16 protein-coding genes are annotated in these 15,070 nt (G+C 72.1%); 6 read left to right on the top strand and 10 right to left on the bottom strand.

The features are described 5' to 3' along the window. Positions 1 to 57: 57 nt before the first annotated feature. The 3 genes from BSB02_RS08705 to BSB02_RS08695 are packed head-to-tail and all read right to left on the bottom strand — an operon-like array spanning position 58 to position 1,511. The gene (locus BSB02_RS08705) at positions 58 to 525 is read right to left on the bottom strand and encodes a Rieske (2Fe-2S) protein (protein WP_240506285.1); all 468 of its coding nucleotides are present in this window, start codon (positions 523 to 525) and stop codon (positions 58 to 60) included. A gap of 7 nt (positions 526 to 532) precedes the next feature. Next, entirely contained in the window at positions 533 to 1,066 is a 534-nt protein-coding gene (locus BSB02_RS08700) for a Rieske (2Fe-2S) protein (protein ID WP_338064331.1), read from the bottom strand. Positions 1,067 to 1,106: 40 nt separating this feature from the next. Continuing rightward, entirely contained in the window at positions 1,107 to 1,511 is a 405-nt protein-coding gene (locus BSB02_RS08695) for a Rieske (2Fe-2S) protein (protein ID WP_240506284.1), read from the bottom strand. 165 nt (positions 1,512 to 1,676) lie between these two features. Between BSB02_RS08695 and BSB02_RS08690 the strand changes: the two genes are divergently transcribed. The 3 genes from BSB02_RS08690 to BSB02_RS08680 all read left to right on the top strand — a co-directional run bounded on the left by BSB02_RS08690 (position 1,677) and on the right by BSB02_RS08680 (position 3,910). After that, the gene (locus BSB02_RS08690) at positions 1,677 to 2,279 is read left to right on the top strand and encodes a TetR/AcrR family transcriptional regulator (RefSeq protein WP_084958190.1); all 603 of its coding nucleotides are present in this window, start codon (positions 1,677 to 1,679) and stop codon (positions 2,277 to 2,279) included. Then, a complete protein-coding gene (locus BSB02_RS08685; RefSeq protein ID WP_084958189.1) occupies positions 2,279 to 3,016 on the top strand; it encodes a maleylpyruvate isomerase family mycothiol-dependent enzyme in 738 nt (245 codons plus the stop codon). Before BSB02_RS08690 ends, BSB02_RS08685 begins: the two co-directional genes overlap by 1 nt. Before the next feature lie 96 nt (positions 3,017 to 3,112). Continuing rightward, positions 3,113 to 3,910: an MBL fold metallo-hydrolase gene (locus BSB02_RS08680; protein WP_084958188.1), complete on the top strand. Its 798-nt coding sequence runs from the start codon at positions 3,113 to 3,115 to the stop codon at positions 3,908 to 3,910. Positions 3,911 to 4,006: 96 nt separating this feature from the next. Here the strand turns inward: BSB02_RS08680 and uvrA are convergent, their stop codons facing one another. Continuing rightward, positions 4,007 to 6,847 carry an excinuclease ABC subunit UvrA gene (gene uvrA / locus BSB02_RS08675; RefSeq protein ID WP_084958187.1) on the bottom strand — a complete coding sequence of 947 codons (2,841 nt, stop codon included), beginning with the start codon at positions 6,845 to 6,847 and terminating at the stop codon, positions 4,007 to 4,009. Between the two features lie 215 nt (positions 6,848 to 7,062). Here uvrA and BSB02_RS08670 point away from each other — a divergent pair, with 215 nt between their 5' ends. The 3 genes from BSB02_RS08670 to BSB02_RS08660 all read left to right on the top strand — a co-directional run bounded on the left by BSB02_RS08670 (position 7,063) and on the right by BSB02_RS08660 (position 9,291). Further along, the gene (locus tag BSB02_RS08670; protein ID WP_084958186.1) at positions 7,063 to 7,833 is read left to right on the top strand and encodes a maleylpyruvate isomerase family mycothiol-dependent enzyme; all 771 of its coding nucleotides are present in this window, start codon (positions 7,063 to 7,065) and stop codon (positions 7,831 to 7,833) included. Beyond that, a complete protein-coding gene (locus BSB02_RS08665; RefSeq protein WP_084958185.1) occupies positions 7,830 to 8,471 on the top strand; it encodes an MBL fold metallo-hydrolase in 642 nt (213 codons plus the stop codon). Before BSB02_RS08670 ends, BSB02_RS08665 begins: the two co-directional genes overlap by 4 nt. A gap of 79 nt (positions 8,472 to 8,550) precedes the next feature. After that, positions 8,551 to 9,291 carry an Ig-like domain-containing protein gene (locus BSB02_RS08660; protein ID WP_084958184.1) on the top strand — a complete coding sequence of 247 codons (741 nt, stop codon included), beginning with the start codon at positions 8,551 to 8,553 and terminating at the stop codon, positions 9,289 to 9,291. Here the strand turns inward: BSB02_RS08660 and BSB02_RS08655 are convergent. From BSB02_RS08655 to murJ, 6 genes are all read right to left on the bottom strand, one after another. After that, positions 9,275 to 9,544, bottom strand: a complete 270-nt coding sequence (locus BSB02_RS08655) for a hypothetical protein (protein ID WP_084958183.1) — start codon at positions 9,542 to 9,544, stop codon at positions 9,275 to 9,277. The two genes, BSB02_RS08660 and BSB02_RS08655, sit on opposite strands and share 17 nt — an antisense overlap. 54 nt (positions 9,545 to 9,598) lie before the next feature. Continuing rightward, positions 9,599 to 10,426 carry a CDP-alcohol phosphatidyltransferase family protein gene (locus tag BSB02_RS08645; RefSeq protein ID WP_084958182.1) on the bottom strand — a complete coding sequence of 276 codons (828 nt, stop codon included), beginning with the start codon at positions 10,424 to 10,426 and terminating at the stop codon, positions 9,599 to 9,601. After that, on the bottom strand, positions 10,413 to 11,063 hold the full coding sequence (locus BSB02_RS08640) for a phosphatidylserine decarboxylase (RefSeq protein ID WP_420855838.1): 651 nt from the start codon (positions 11,061 to 11,063) through the stop codon (positions 10,413 to 10,415). Before BSB02_RS08640 ends, BSB02_RS08645 begins: the two co-directional genes overlap by 14 nt. A gap of 103 nt (positions 11,064 to 11,166) precedes the next feature. Then, on the bottom strand, positions 11,167 to 12,162 hold the full coding sequence (locus BSB02_RS08635; RefSeq protein WP_084958180.1) for a TerC family protein: 996 nt from the start codon (positions 12,160 to 12,162) through the stop codon (positions 11,167 to 11,169). Positions 12,163 to 12,358: 196 nt separating this feature from the next. Continuing rightward, positions 12,359 to 13,465 (bottom strand): glycosyltransferase family 4 protein, encoded by a 1,107-nt coding sequence (locus BSB02_RS08630; RefSeq protein WP_084958397.1) that lies wholly within the window; start codon positions 13,463 to 13,465, stop codon positions 12,359 to 12,361. After that, a complete protein-coding gene (gene murJ / locus BSB02_RS08625; protein WP_240506283.1) occupies positions 13,458 to 15,068 on the bottom strand; it encodes a murein biosynthesis integral membrane protein MurJ in 1,611 nt (536 codons plus the stop codon). Before murJ ends, BSB02_RS08630 begins: the two co-directional genes overlap by 8 nt. Positions 15,069 to 15,070: the final 2 nt, after the last annotated feature.

Genomic DNA, 15,070 nt, shown 5'->3' with positions numbered 1-15,070 from the left:
CTGGCGTAGGAGCGTTGCTGACCGCCGTAGTGGCCGCACAGGTGGGTGGAGGAGAGGTCAGGCCAGGGAGATGGAGTCGCCCTCGACCTTGATGGGCTGTTCGGGCAGCGGCTTGGTGGCCGGGCCCTTGAGGACCGAGCCGTCGGCGATGGCGAAGGCGCTGCCGTGGCACGGGCAGACGATCTGGCCGTTCGAGGCGTCGGCCACCGTGCAGCCCTGGTGCGTGCACGCGGCGCTGAACGCCTTGAACTGCCCCTCGGTCGGCTGCGCGACCACGACCTTCTGCTCCTTGAAGACCTTGGCCCCGCCGACGGGGATCTCGCTGGTCGTGGTCAGCGATCCGCCCGCCGCCTGCGGGGCGGGGGACGACGGCGAGCCCTGGGAAGGCTGTGCCGCCGCCGTGTCCGTCGAATCCCCGCCGCAGGCGGCGAGCGTCACGGCCAGGCCGCCCGCTCCCAGGCCCGCGATCACTGCCCTGCGCGTGTGCCGGTTGTCTGTCATGCGGGCAGCCAAGCGCACGGTCATGAGAAAATCATGAAAGCAGGATCGAGTTCCCCTCCACGGTGATCTGCTTCTCGGGGAGCGGCTTGGTGGCGGGCCCGTCGGCGACCGAGCCGTCTTCGATCTTGAACTTGCTTCCGTGGCACGGGCAGTTGATCGTGCCGTTCGACACGTCGGCCACCGTGCAGCCCTGGTGCGTGCACGTGGCGCTGAACGCCTTGAACTCGCCCGCGGCCGGCTGGGTCACGACGACCTTCTGCTCCTTGAAGACCTTGCCCTCGCCCACGGGGATGTCGTCCGTGCTGGCGAGCGCGTCGCCCTTGGCCTCGCCCTTCTCGGGGTTCGCGGTCGCCGCCGGACTCTGCTCGGCCGGCGGATCGGCGGTCGCGCCGGTGTCCGCCTGCTGCTGGCCGTACCCCGAACACGCGGCCAGCAGCGCCGTGAGCCCGGCCCCTCCGGCTCCCAGCACCACCGCGCGTCGCGTCGTATCCGCCATGATCCCTCCCAGGTTCCGTTTCTTCCAGAAGTACGGCTCCCGCCGCAGCGCCGGTTCAGCCTGCCGCATGGGAATTTCCTGGGAAAAGGCAAATTTACGGCTTGACGCCTCAGAGGATGACGATGCCGTCGCCCTCGACCTTGACCGAGTAGGCCGGCAGCGGGGCGTCGGCGGGGCCCTTGAGGCACTTGCCGGTGGCGGCGTCGAACTGGCTGCCGTGGCACGGGCAGGTCATCACGCCGTCCCGCGGGCTGCCCACGGCGCAGCCCTTGTGGGGGCAGGCCGCGCTGAAGGCCTTGTAGACGCCCGCCGTCGGCTGGGTGACGACGATCTTCCACTTCTGGATGATCTTGCCGCCGCCCACGGGCACCTCGGAGGTCTTGGCGATCACCTTGCCCTTGATGCCCGGCGCCGGGCCGCCCGCCTGCGCGCCTCCCGAGCACCCGGCCGCGGCCAGGCCGCAGGCCGCCACTCCGGCCGCTCCCAGCATCTCGCGCCGCCCGAGCGCGCGCACGTCAGCATCCCCCTGCGCCAACGGATCCTCCCCCGTCGTCATGACGAAACCGCCCCTGGGGGCGGCCTTTGACGTTCGCTGCCACCGGAAAGCCTAGGGGCGCACCCTGCCGGTCCCCGATTCAGGGCCTTGACCCTCGCCTAACAGCGTGCGAAACTCCTAACTATGTACGGAGAACCGAAGCGCGATAGGAAAACCGAACGTCGTGAGAGGACACGTGAGGAGATCCTGGACGCCGCCTGGGAGATCGCACGGGCCGAAGGGCTCGCCGGGCTGACCCTGCGGGACGTCGCACAGCGGGTCGGCATGCGCGCCCCCTCGCTGTACTCGTACTTCGCCTCCAAGCACGCGATCTACGACGCGATGTTCGCCCAGGGCTGGCGCCGGCTCCTGGAGGGGTACGGCGAGATGCCCCTCACCGGCCACCCGCTGGCCGACCTCAAGAGCATGACCCGCTACTTCCTCGAGTTCTCCACCGCCGACCCCGCCCGCTTCCAGCTCATGAACCAGCGGACCATCCCGGGGTTCGAGCCCTCACCCGAGTCCTACGCGCTCGCGGTGAAGTGCCTGGACCTCGCACGGGAACGGCTGGCCGCACTGGGCCTGGACGACGAGCGGACGCTCGACCTGCTCACCGCGATCAACGCCGGGCTCGCCTCCCAGCAGATCGCCAACGACCCCGGCGGCGACCGCTGGACGCGGCTGGCCGACGAGGCCATGGAGATGTTCCTGGCCCACGTCAAGAACAGAAGGACAAGTGATGAGTGATGCCTCCCATCGGACTGTCCCGCCATGAGGCGGCGACCCTGGCCGCCACCGAGAACCGCCGCTTCGCCGGGCTCATCCGCTCTCTCGGCCCGGGCGAGTGGAGCAAGCAGACCGAGTGCCCGGCGTGGGACGTGCGGGCGATGGCCGGGCACGTGCTCGGCATGATGGAGTTCGCGTCGTCCACCCGGGAGTTCATGCACGTCCTGCGTGCCGGAAAGCGTGCGGCCCGAGGCCGCCCGGTGATCGACGGGATGACGGAGGTGCAGGTCGCCGAGCGTGCCCACCTCACGGAGGCGCAGCTGGCCGAGCGCCTGGCCACGATGGCTCCCGTCGCGGCCCGCTCCCGCCTGCGCCGCGCCGCCGCCGTCGGCTGGCTGCCCACCCGGCAGGAGTTCGACGGCGGGATGGAGACCTGGTCGCTGGGCTACCTTTTCAAGGTCATCCTCACCAGGGACACGTGGATGCACCGCGTGGACATCTGCCGGGCGATCGGGCGCGACATCGAGCTGACGCCGGAGCACGACGGCCGCCTCATCGCCGACGTCGTCGCCGAATGGGCCTGGCGGCACGGCCGGCCGTACCGGCTCACGCTGACGGGACCGGCGGGCGGGACCTTCAGCCGAGGCGACGACGGGGAGGACGGGGAGGAGATCGTCGAGGACGCGGTGGAGTTCTGCCGGATCCTGTCGGGCCGGGGCACCGGCACGGGCCCGCTGCGGAACCCCGTTCCCTTCTGAGCCTTCTCACGCCTTTCCGAGCCGCCTTTGCGAGGCTCTCCTGCCGCCCTCTCGTCACCTTCCACAGCCATCATCACCCTCCGGAACGGAGGGCCCATGCTCGTCCACCACGTCACCCCTGACGTCACCGTGCTGAACGACTGCCTGCCCGTGCCCGGGCTGGGCTTCCTGCCCGTCAACGCCTTCGTCCTGCACGCCGCCGAGCCCGTCGTCGTCGACACCGGCGTGGGCCTGCCCGGCCGGGGCTTCCTCGATGCGCTGGCCACCGCCGTCGCGCCGGAGGACGTCCGCTGGATCTGGCTCACCCATCCCGACCGCGACCACACCGGAGCCCCCCACGATCTTCTGGAGGCCGCGCCGCGCGCGCTGGTCGTCACCACGTTCCTCGGCATGGGGATCATGTCCACCGAGCGCCCGCTCCCGCCCGACCGGGTGCGCATCGTCAATCCCGGCGAGCGGCTCGACGTCGGCGACCGGACCCTGGCCGCCTTCCGCCCGCCCTTGTTCGACAACCCGGCCACGGTGGGCTTCCTCGACACGGGATCGGGCGCGTGCTTCAGCTCCGACTGCTGCGGAGCGCCGCTGCCCGCGGTGGAGGACGCGAGCGTCCCCGAGATCGGCGACAGCTCGGTGCGCGACGCGCAACTGCTGTGGGCGGCGGTCGACAGCCCGTGGGTGCACCTGGTGAACCAGGACGCCTACCTCGCCACCATCCGGCCCCTGCGTGACGCCGACCCGCCGCTGATCCTCAGCTCTCACCTGCCGCCCGCTCGTGACCGCTCGCGCGACTTCTTCGACACCCTCGCTCTCGCACCTATGGCCCCCGCCTTCACCGGCCCCGACCAGGAGGCGCTCACCACGCTGCTGAAGAGCTTCGAACCCGCCGCCCCGTGAGTCTCCATCGCGTACGGCGAAGCGCCCAGCCCTCCCCATGACCTACACCGCGACCCGGCGGGAAGGACCGGCGGCGAGCGCGCCCCGTCGTACCCGTCACACGGACAGGATCTTGCGCAGGAAGCGTCCCGTGTGGCTCTCGTCCACCAGCGCGACCTCCTCCGGCGTGCCGGTGGCGACCACGGTGCCGCCGCGGGAGCCGCCCTCCGGGCCCATGTCGATGATCCAGTCGGCCGTCTTGATGACGTCGAGGTTGTGCTCGATGACGATCACCGTGTTGCCGCCGTCGACCAGCCGCCCCAGCACGCCGAGCAGCCGCCGGATGTCCTCGAAGTGCAGGCCGGTGGTCGGCTCGTCGAGCACGTAGATCGTGCGGCCGGTCTGGCGGCGCTGCAGCTCCGAGGCCAGCTTGACGCGCTGCGCCTCGCCGCCCGACAGCGTGGTGGCCGGCTGGCCCAGCCGGACGTAGCCCAGGCCCACGTCGTTGAGCGTCTGCAGGTGCCGCTTGATCGCCGGGATGGCGTCGAAGAACCCCAGCGCCTCCTCGATCGGCATGTCGAGGACCTCGGCGATGGTCTTGCCCTTGTAGTGGACCTCGAGCGTCTCGCGGTTGTAGCGGGCGCCGTGGCAGACCTCGCAGGGGACGTAGACGTCCGGCAGGAAGTTCATCTCGATCTTGATGGTGCCGTCGCCCGCGCACGCCTCGCAGCGCCCGCCCTTGACGTTGAAGCTGAAGCGCCCCGGCTGGTAGCCGCGGACCTTCGCCTCGGTCGTGGCCGCGAACAGCTTGCGGATGTGGTCGAACACCCCGGTGTAGGTGGCCGGGTTGGAGCGGGGGGTGCGGCCGATCGGCGACTGGTCGACGTGGACGACCTTGTCGACCAGGTCGATGCCGGTGACCCGCGAGTGGCGGCCCGGCACCGTGCGCGCGCCGTTGAGCTCCTTGGCCAGCGCGTTGTAGAGGATGTCGTTGACCAGCGTGGACTTGCCCGACCCCGACACGCCGGTGACGGCGGTGAACAGGCCGAGCGGGAAGTCGACGTCGACGCCCTTGAGGTTGTGCTCGCGGGCGCCCTTCACCGAGATCTGGCGCTTCTTGTTGCGGGGCCGCCGCACGGCCGGGATCTCGATGCTCCTGCGGCCCGACAGGTAGGCGCCGGTCAGCGACGCCTCGCAGACCAGCAGGTCCTGGACCGTGCCGGACACCACGACCTGGCCGCCGTGCTCGCCCGCGCCGGGGCCGATGTCGACCACCCAGTCGGCGGCCGAGATGGTGTCCTCGTCGTGCTCGACCACGATGAGCGTGTTGCCCATGTCGCGCAGCCGGATCAGCGTGTCGAGCAGCCGCATGTTGTCGCGCTGGTGCAGGCCGATGGACGGCTCGTCCAGCACGTACAGCACGCCGACCAGGCCAGAGCCGATCTGGGTGGCCAGCCGGATGCGCTGCGCCTCGCCGCCGGCCAGGGTGCCGGCCGCCCGGTCGAGCGTGAGGTAGTCGAGGCCCACGTCGAGCAGGAAGCCCATGCGAGCGTTGATCTCCTTGACGACCCGCTCGGCGATGTGCATGTCGCGCTCGGACAGCTTCAGGCCGGCCAGCCACTTCGCGCACTCGCCGATCGACATGGCCGACACCTCGGCGATGGACTTGCCGGCGATCGTCACCGCCAGCGAGACGGGCTTGAGGCGGGCGCCCTGGCAGGCCGGGCAGGGCACCTCGCGCATGTAGCCCTCGAAGCGCTCGCGCGTGGCGTCGCTCTCGGCCTCGGCGTGGCGGCGCTGCACCCACGAGATCACGCCCTCGTAGGTGGTGTAGTAGGCGCGCTGCCGGCCGTACCGGTTGGAGTAGCGGACGTGGACCTGCTCGTCGTGCCCGTACAGCAGCGACTTCTGCGCCTTCTTGCTGAGCTTCTCCCACGGCGTGTCGAGGGTGAAGCCCATGGCGTTGCCCAGCGCCTCGATCAGGCGGACGAAGTATTCGCTCGTGTGGCCGCCCGACCACGGGTGCAGCGCCCCCTCGCGCAGCGTCCGCTCGGGGTCGGGCACCACCAGCTCGGGGTCGACCTCCATCTTCGTGCCCAGGCCGGTGCACTCCGGGCACGCGCCGTAGGGCGAGTTGAAGGAGAACGAGCGCGGCTCCAGCTCCTCGAAGGACAGGTCGTCGTAGGGGCAGTAGAGGTGCTCGGAGTAGAAGCGCTCGCGGCCCGGGTCGTCTTCGGGCAGGTCGACGAACTCCAGCGTGATCGTGCCGCCCGACAGCTGCAGCGCGGTCTCCACCGAGTCGTTGAGCCGCCGCCGCGCCGAGTCCTTGACCGACAGCCGGTCGACGATGACCTCGATGTCGTGCTTTTCGTACTTCTTCAGCGCGGGCGGCTCCTCGAGCCTGACCACCGTGCCGTCGACGCGGGCCCGCGCGAAACCCTTGCTCTGCAGCTCGCGGAACAGCTCGGCATACTCCCCCTTGCGGCCGCGCACCACCGGCGCCAGGACCTGGAAGCGGGTGCCCTCCTCAAGCTCCATGACCCGGTCGACGATCTGCTGCGGGGTCTGCCGGGCGATCGGGCGGCGGCAGACCGGGCAGTGCGGCTTGCCGATGCGCGCCCACAGCAGCCTCAGGTAGTCGTAGACCTCGGTGATCGTGCCGACGGTCGAGCGCGGGTTGCGGCTGGTGGACTTCTGGTCGATCGAGACCGCGGGCGACAGGCCCTCGATGAAGTCGACGTCGGGCTTGTCCATCTGGCCCAGGAACTGCCGGGCGTAGGACGACAACGACTCCACGTAGCGCCGCTGGCCCTCGGCGAAGATCGTGTCGAAGGCGAGGCTGGACTTGCCCGAGCCGGACAGGCCGGTGAAGACGATCAGAGAGTCTCGCGGAAGGTCCAGCGAGACGTCCTTGAGGTTGTGCTCACGTGCGCCACGCACGATCAAGCGGTCTGCCACGGTGATCCCGGATCATGTAGTGAGTTGATAGGTCCACGCGGATGGTAGAGGGGGGCACTGACATTTTTCTGCGGCCCGCTCGCCGCCCGAAAACCAGCCGCCCTCCAGATTACGGCCTCCCCGCGACCGGGCAGGCTCACTTTCCCCGACAGGCCCCGCCATCTGCGCGTTTCCGCCGTGGTACGGCAGGCGGCGCCCGTGGTGGAATACCGCCTATGACCGTCATCCCCGGCCTGAGCGCCGAGCTGGCGGCGGCCACCAACCGCCTGCTGGCCACCGCGGTGACCCTGTCCGACGCCGACGTGGCCGCGCCCTCGCGGCTGCCCGGCTGGACGCGCGGGCACGTGCTGACCCATCTGGCGCGCAACGCCGACAGCCTGATCCGGCTGCTCACGTGGGCCCGCACGGGCGTGGTGACGCCGCAGTACCCCTCCCAGGAGGCCAGGGACGCCGAGATCGAGGCGGGCGCGGCGCGTCCGGCCGCCGAGCACGTGGCCGACCTGGAGGACAGCACCGCGCGGCTGGCCCAGGAGATCAGGTCGACGCCCGAGCAGGCCTGGCCGGCCATGGTCGGCGGGCTGCGCGGCCCGTCGCACCCGGCCTGGTACATCCTGGTGCGCAGGCTGCGCGAGGTGGAGATCCACCACGTCGACCTGGGGTCCGGGTACGGCCCGGCCGACTGGCCCGAGCCGTTCGTCGTGCGCGAGCTGCACGACTGCCTGGCCTGCTGGCCGCGCGAGCGGAGCACGATCGGCGGCATCCGGTTCGAGGGCGGGCCGGAGCGGCTGGCCCTCATGGCTCGCGACCTGGGCGACGGCCCGCTGGTCGAGGGCGCGCCCGCCGACGTGCTGGCCTGGCTGACCGGCCGCTCCGCCGGCGAGGGGGTTAAGGTGGTGCCGCAGGGGCCGTTGCCGGCGCCGCCGCCCTGGATGACCAGGATCGCGCCGGCCGGCCTGCCCGCCGCGCCACCGGAGGAGTACCCATGACGTATACCGGCGACGTCCGGGTCGGCGGCCCGGCCGACGTGCGCGAGCTGCCCGGGCTGACCATCGCCAAGCTGGCCGTCGGTCCCTTCGACAACAACGCCTACCTGCTGCGCTGCACCGCGACCGGCCAGGGGCTGCTCATCGACGCCGCCAACGAGGCCGACCGCCTGCTCGCCCTGGTCGGCGACCAGCCGCTGGCCGCCATCGTCACCACCCACCAGCACGGCGACCACTGGCAGGCGCTGGAGCAGGTGGCCAAGGTCACCGGCGCGCCGACGATCGCGCACCCGCTCGACGCGCCGGCGCTGCCCGTCGCCGCCGACCGCCTGGTCGAGCACGGCGACGAGATCACCTTCGGCGAGGTCACGCTCGAGGTGATCCACCTGCGGGGCCACACGCCCGGCTCGATCGCGCTGTCCTACCCCGGCCACCTGTTCACCGGCGACTCGCTGTTCCCGGGCGGGGTGGGCAACACGTGGAACGACCCCGAGCGCTTCACCCAGCTCTACACCGACGTGGTGGAGCGGATCTTCAACCGGTTCCCCGACGACACGTGGTTCTACCCGGGCCACGGCAAGGACTCCACGCTCGGCGCCGAGCGGCCGCACCTGGAGGAGTGGCGCGCCCGCGGCTGGTAGCGGGTTGAGCAGGCCCGCCCTGTCCGTTTGAGTAGGCCATACTCTGTCCGCCCGGCGCGGCCCGCCCGACGCTGGGCGCATGAGACGCACACTGCTGCTCGTCCTCGCCCTGCTCGGCGCCTTCCTGCCGGCTCCCGGTACGGCCGGCGCCGCGGCCCCGGCGCGGGAAGAGGCCTGCGCGAACGCCAACGCCTGGCTGCGCGACCACAACTACCCCGACCGCCTGGACTGCGCCAAGCTGCCCGAAGAGCCCGCGGCGCTCTGCGCGGCCATCAACGGCTTCTTCCGCGCCAACGCCATCGGCGCCGTCTACGACTGCGCCACCGGACAGATCGCCGACAGGCCCGATCCCCGGCTGGAAGCCTGCGTGAAGGTCAACGCCTGGCTGCGCGACCACAGCTATCCCGACCGCCTGGACTGCGCCAAGCTGCCGGAAGAGCCCGCGGCGCTCTGCCCGGCGATCAACGGCTTCTTCCGCGCCAACGCCATCGGCGCCGTCTACGACTGCGCGACGGGCGAGATCCGCGAGCGGGCCAACCGCCCGCCCGACGCCAGGTCCGACTTCTACCAGACCCGCAAGAACCGGATCCTCGGCCTCGGCGCGCCCGGCGTGCTGGCCAACGACGCCGACCCCGACGGCGACCGGCTCACCGTCACCAGGCTGCGCGGCCCCCGCTGGGGCAAGCTCGTCCTGCACCCCGACGGCGGCTTCACCTACACCCCGGCCAAGCGCTTCCGCGGCGTGGACGGCTTCGCCTATCGGATCCTGGACGGCAGGGGCGGCGCCGACAAGGCCGTCGTGATCATCCGCGTCCGGTGACGCGGAACAGGCCGGCGATCCGCTGGGCCGCGCCCGCCGGGTCGTCGGCCAGCCCGAGCGTCTCCCCCCACGACCACCGGTAGAACCACCCGCCCGACAGCGGCACGCAGTCGACCGTCTCGGTCATCAGCGCCGTGTCAGGGTCGCTCACCTTCAGCGCGGGAGGGTCGGAGCGCAGCGTCACGTCCAGTCCCCTGGCTTGCAGCTCGTCGGCCAGCCTGCCGAGGTAGTAGGTCCGGGTGTGCTCGCGCATGAGTCCATGAAAGCCGATGGCCGGGGAAATGTCCCCGGCCAATCGCGCGGAATCTCAGCCGCTGAGCGAGTCTTTGCGTTCCCTGCGCTGCTCGCGCTTGTAGAACAGCATCCGCAGCGGGATCGCCGCCACCAGGGCGATCTGCATGCTGGCGCCCACCTTGATCGGCATGTCGCCGCCGTCGGGGAAGGCCACCCAGACGGTCAGGAACGCCACGTTGACCATGATCCAGCCGAGCACGACGGCGGCCAGCTGGCCCTTGGGCTTGGGGTACTCGATCCGGCTGACCATGAGCCAGGCCACGCCCAGCAGCGCCAGCAGGACCGGGTAGCTCGGCTTGAACAGCATGACCAGGGAGATGACGGTCATGGCGCCCATGGGGATGGGCAGGCCCATGAAGTCGCCGCTCTTGGTCTTCACGCACGCGAAGCGGGCCAGCCGTACGACGCCGGCGAGCAGCACCGCGCCGGCGGCCAGCAGCACCGCCCACAGCTCCACGTCGGGCGAGAAGCCGCCCCAGATCACCACCATGAAGGCGGGCGCGAAGCCGAAGCTGATGGCGTCGGCCAGGTTGTCCAGCTCGGCGCCCATCGCGGAGGCGCGGAAGCGGCGGGCCACCAGGCCGTCGAACAGGTCGCAGGTGGCACCGATGAGCAGCAGCACCACCGCGGTGGCGAAGAAGCGCGGGGCGATCCGCAGGTCGCCGCCGACCTGCTGGAGCGACTGGATCGCCGCCGTGGCCAGCACGCACACGGCCAGGAACCCGCACAGCGCGTTGCCCAGCGACAGCGAGTCGGCGGCCGACAGCCGGAAGGCCTTGCCCACCGGTCCGCGCGGCTGCTCCTCCTCGGCCTGCCAGCCGGCGGCCTCAGCCTCGGTCAATTCGGGTCACCCCCGCCACCGTCCTCTGCCCGACGGACACCGCGGGCGAGATCCCTTCAGGAAGGTAGATGTCGACGCGCGAGCCGAACCTGATCAAGCCGATGCGCTCGGCCTGGGCGACCTTCGCGCCCGCGCTCACGTACGGCACGATCCTGCGCGCCACCGCGCCCGCGATCTGCACCATCTCGATGTCGCCCAGCGCGGTCTCGAAATGCCACACCACGCGCTCGTTCCGGTCACTGTCCTTGTTGAACGCCGGCAGGAACCCACCCGCCACATGCTCCACGGAAGTGACCGTGCCCGCAAGGGGAGCCCTGTTGACGTGCACGTTCAGCGGGCTCATGAAGATCGCGATCCGGGTGCGGCCGTCCGGCCAGGGGTCGATGCTCTGCACCACGCCGTCGGCGGGCGACAGGATGCGGCCCTGCCCGGGAGTCCGCTCGGGGTCGCGGAAGAACCAGAGCATGCCCCCCGTGAGCGCCGTCAGCGGCACGGAGGCCAGCGCCCACCGCCGGTCACGGCCGGTGAGCAGCGCCGTGGCCGCCGCGGCGGCGGCCGTCGGCAGGAACCACGGGGTGATGCCGCGCGCGAGGGGCACGCGGCGGGTCTTGGCGGATTCGTCTGACACGGATGACACGGACAACCTTTTGATGTGGATGACTTGTGAGGCAGCGCCTTGCGTGATGGTACATAGGTCACGGCATGACCCTCACCAGCAAAGCGCGTCGGCCGCCGTCGCGCTAGCCCTGGCGAAGGTCCGCCTTGGAGACGGGGCTCTCGGGCTTGCGCGCCTCGCGGCGGGACTTGAGCAGGCTCGCGACCGTGGTGATCACCATGGTCCCGGCGATGACCGACAGGGACACCGAGATCGGGATCTCGGGGGCCCAGGAGACCCCGCCCAGGTGCAGCGCCTCGAGGATCAGCTTAACCCCGATGAAGCCGAGGATGAACGCCAGGCCGTAGCTGAGGTAGACCAGGCGCTCCAGCAGCCCGCCCAGCAGGAAGTACAGCTGGCGCAGGCCCATCAGGGCGAAGGCGTTGGCGGTGAAGACGATGAACGGGTCGGTGGTCAGGCCGAAGATGGCCGGGATGGAGTCGAGCGCGAACAGCAGGTCGGTGCTGCCGATGGCGACCATGACGATCAGCATCGGGGTGACCATGCGCCTGCCGTCGATCTTGACGGTGACCTTGGAGCCGACGTAGGTGTCGGTGGTGGGGAACGCCCTGCGCACCCAGCGGAGCACCGCGTTCTCCTGGAACTCCTCGTCCTCGCCCTTGACGTGGTGGCGGACGAGGTTGATCGCGGTGTAGATCAGGAAGGCGCCGAACAGGTAGAACAGCCAGCTGAACCGCTGCAGGGCCGCCGCGCCGAGGGCGATGAAGATGCCCCGCATCACCAGGGCCATGAGGATGCCGACGAGCAGGACCTTGTGCTGGTAGACGCGTGGCACGGCGAACCTGCTCATGATGATGAAGAACACGAACAGGTTGTCGACGCTGAGCGAATACTCGGTGATGTACCCGGCGAAGAACTCACCCGCCCTCACGCCGCCGGCCGTCGCCCAGATCAAAAAGCCGAAGGCGATGGCGAGCACCACATAGAAGCTGACCCAGAAGGTCGCCTGGCGCATAGAGAACTCCCGCGCCTCGCCCCGGTCGACGATCCACAGGTCGACGGCGACGACGAGCAGGAGTCCGGCGATGACGGCGATCCACGCCCAAACAGGTACAACCACGATTCAACAACCTTCCGGCACGCATGACTGACAGCCGGAGGTCTCTCCCGCCAGCGACAGCGCGGACCGGCAGCCCCGGGGGCCCGATGGCGTCGGACTGAACCGTGATGACGAGACTACCGCGAAGGGATACTCCCCTCCCAAGGCAAGCAGTATAGATGAACGCCGCAGGGAGACCTTTTCATCCCAGTTTCAGCTAAGTTTCCGGCCAAGCGCCGCTCAGGCCCGCGGCCCGGTAGGCGGCGAGCACCGCCTCCACGGCCGCCCTCGCGTCCGGCAGCCGCCCGCCCCGCCGGGCCGCCGCCCTCGCGAGCCTGCCCGCCTCGTCGGGGTCCGCGGTCAGCCTCCGTACGGCGGCGCGCATCGCCTCCACATCTCCGTACGGCACCAGCACCCCGGCGTCGCCGAGCAGGCCGGGGATGCCGCCCACGGCCGTGGCGACCACGGGCCGGCCGGCCATCAGCGCCTCGCTGAGGCTCAGCGGCTGGCCCTCCCAGCGGCTGGGGCACACCACGACCGTGGCGGCGGCCAGCAGGTCGGGCACGTCCGCCCGGTCCCCCAGCAGCACCACCGGCAGGCCCTCCCGGTCGATCCTGGCCTGCAGCGCCGCCCGCAGCGGGCCGTCGCCGGCGACCGCGAACAGCGGCGCGCCCTCCGGCCAGGGGCCCGCGGCCACGTCCAGGAGGGCCTCCAGGCCCTTCTGCTGGGCCAGCCGGGCGACGGTGAGGACGAGGGGCCGCCCCAGGGCGCCGAGTTCGGCACGCACCTCCTCGGGGGCGCGCGCCGGCGCCCGCAGCGCGGGGGCGGGCACCACGGCGGGCGAGACCCGCCGCGCGCCCAGGGCGGCCATGCGCTCGCCGAGGTCGGGCGAGACGACCAGGACGTGGTCGGCGCGCCCGGCCACAATCCGCTCCAGCACGCCGTAGACCGCGCCGACCAGGCCGCCGGTCGTGAGCGCGTTGTGCAGGGTCACCACCAGCGGCACGCCCCGCCTGCGGCCGAGCGCGGCCAGCGCCCCGGCCCGCAGCCCGTGGGCGTGCACCACGCCGGCCTCGCCGGCCAGGCGCCGCAGGGCGGCCACGGCCCGCAGGTCGCCCGCCGGGCGCGGCCGGTCGGCGACGGCCACCTCGGCGAAGCCCGCGCCGGCGCGCGTGAAGCCGAACGCCTCCTCGGTGGCGCGCGGCCCGGCGACCACCACGCGGTGGCCGCGCCGTCCCAGCTCCTCGGCCAGCATCCGCACGTGCCGCCCCACGCCGCCCGCGCTGGTGCCCAGCACCAGCAGCACGCGCGCCCCCTCAGCCATGGCCGCCTCCCCGGTGCAGCACGCGCCCCAGCGCATCCCGGACGTCGCCGCGGTCCAGCCCGAGGGCGGCCCCGAGGAACGCCCCGGCGGCGACCACGGCCACCGCCACCGCGGCGGCCACGCTGCCCCACCGGCCCAGGTCCGCCAGCGGCCAGGCCAGCCCCATCCCGGCCAGGCACGCCACCGCCGCCCCGGCCACGGCCGCGGCCAGGGCCCGCCCGCACCCGGCCAGCGCGGCGCTGCCGTGCGCCCGCCGTACGGCCAGGCAGATCAGCACCCCGCCGACGGTCATGCCGAGCGTGCCGCCCAGCGCCAGCCCGCCCACCACCTGCTCGGGCCCGCGAGCCGGCAGGACGAACAGCGGCTGGGCGGCCAGCGTCACCAGCCAGCCGGTCACGGTCGCGGTCGCGGCGGCGCGGCCGTGCCCGGCGGAGTACAGCACGCGCCCCAGGTGGAACAGCGCCGAATACCCGATGAGGCCGGGGGCGAACAGCGCCACCCCCCAGGCCATCATCTCCGGCCCGGCGCCCGCCGTACCGAGCATGAACACCCGGGCCACGGGGATCGCGACGGCCGCCATGACGCCCGCGGCCAGGCCGGACAGCAGCAGCACCGCGCGGGTGCCCGCCGCCGCCAGGGCGGCGAAGCCCGCCTTGTCGCCCTCGGCGGCCCGCGTGGACAGGGCGGGGAAGGCGCTGGTGCCGATCGGGACGGCCAGCACCGCGTACGGCAGCTGCAGCAGCGCCCACGCATAGCTGTAGACCGGCACCGCGCCCGCGCCCCCGGCGTCGTTGGCCAGCCGGATGGCCACCACCAGCGCCACCTGCTGGGCGACGAGCACGGCCACCCCGGCCAGCCCCAGCGCGCGGGCCCGCGCGGCCACGCCCGGCGGGAAGCGCAGCGAGGGCCGCCAGCGCAGGCGCAGCCGGGCGACCGGGCCCAGCACGGTCAGGACCATCCCGGCGGCGGCGACCGTGGCGCCGAGCGACAGCGTCAGCTCGCCCGCCTCGGACAGGCGGCCCAGATCCCCCTGGGCGTCGCGGGCGACGGGCAGGAACGCCACGTAGGAGCCGACGATGAGGAGGCTGGAGACCAGCGGCGCCAGGGCCGGGCCGAGGAAGCGGCGGTGGGCCTGCAGCACCCCGTACAGCACGACGGCCCAGCCGAAGAACAGCATGCGCGCGGCGAAGACCCTGAGCATGTCGGCGCCGACGCCGACCACCTGCTCGACCCGGCAGCCGGGGACGTCGTCGCCGGTCAGCAGCCGCACGATGGGCTCGGCCAGCACGGCGATGAGGACCGTGAGCGGCACCAGCACCACGGTCACCCACGTGAGCAGGGCCGAGGCGATCCGGCCCGCCTCCTCGCGCCGCGCCGGGTCGGCCGCCGCGGCCGCCAGCACGGGGACGACCATGCCGGCCAGCGCGCCGCCCGCGACGAGCTCGAAGACGATGTTGGGGACGTAGTTGGCGGTGCTGTAGGCGGTGTTCAGGCAGCCGTTGCCCAGCGCCGAGGACTGCACGAGGTAGCGGCCGAAGCCCGCCACGCGGGCGGCCATCGTGATGACCGCGATGAGCGCCGCGGCCGCGGCGACGCCTTTCACCG

This window comes from Thermoactinospora rubra (genome assembly GCF_002093975.1).
Lineage (GTDB): Bacteria > Actinomycetota > Actinomycetes > Streptosporangiales > Streptosporangiaceae > Nonomuraea > Nonomuraea rubra_A.
The sequence above is the reverse complement of the archived record's forward strand: the minus strand, read 5'-3'. Positions and strand labels throughout refer to the sequence as shown.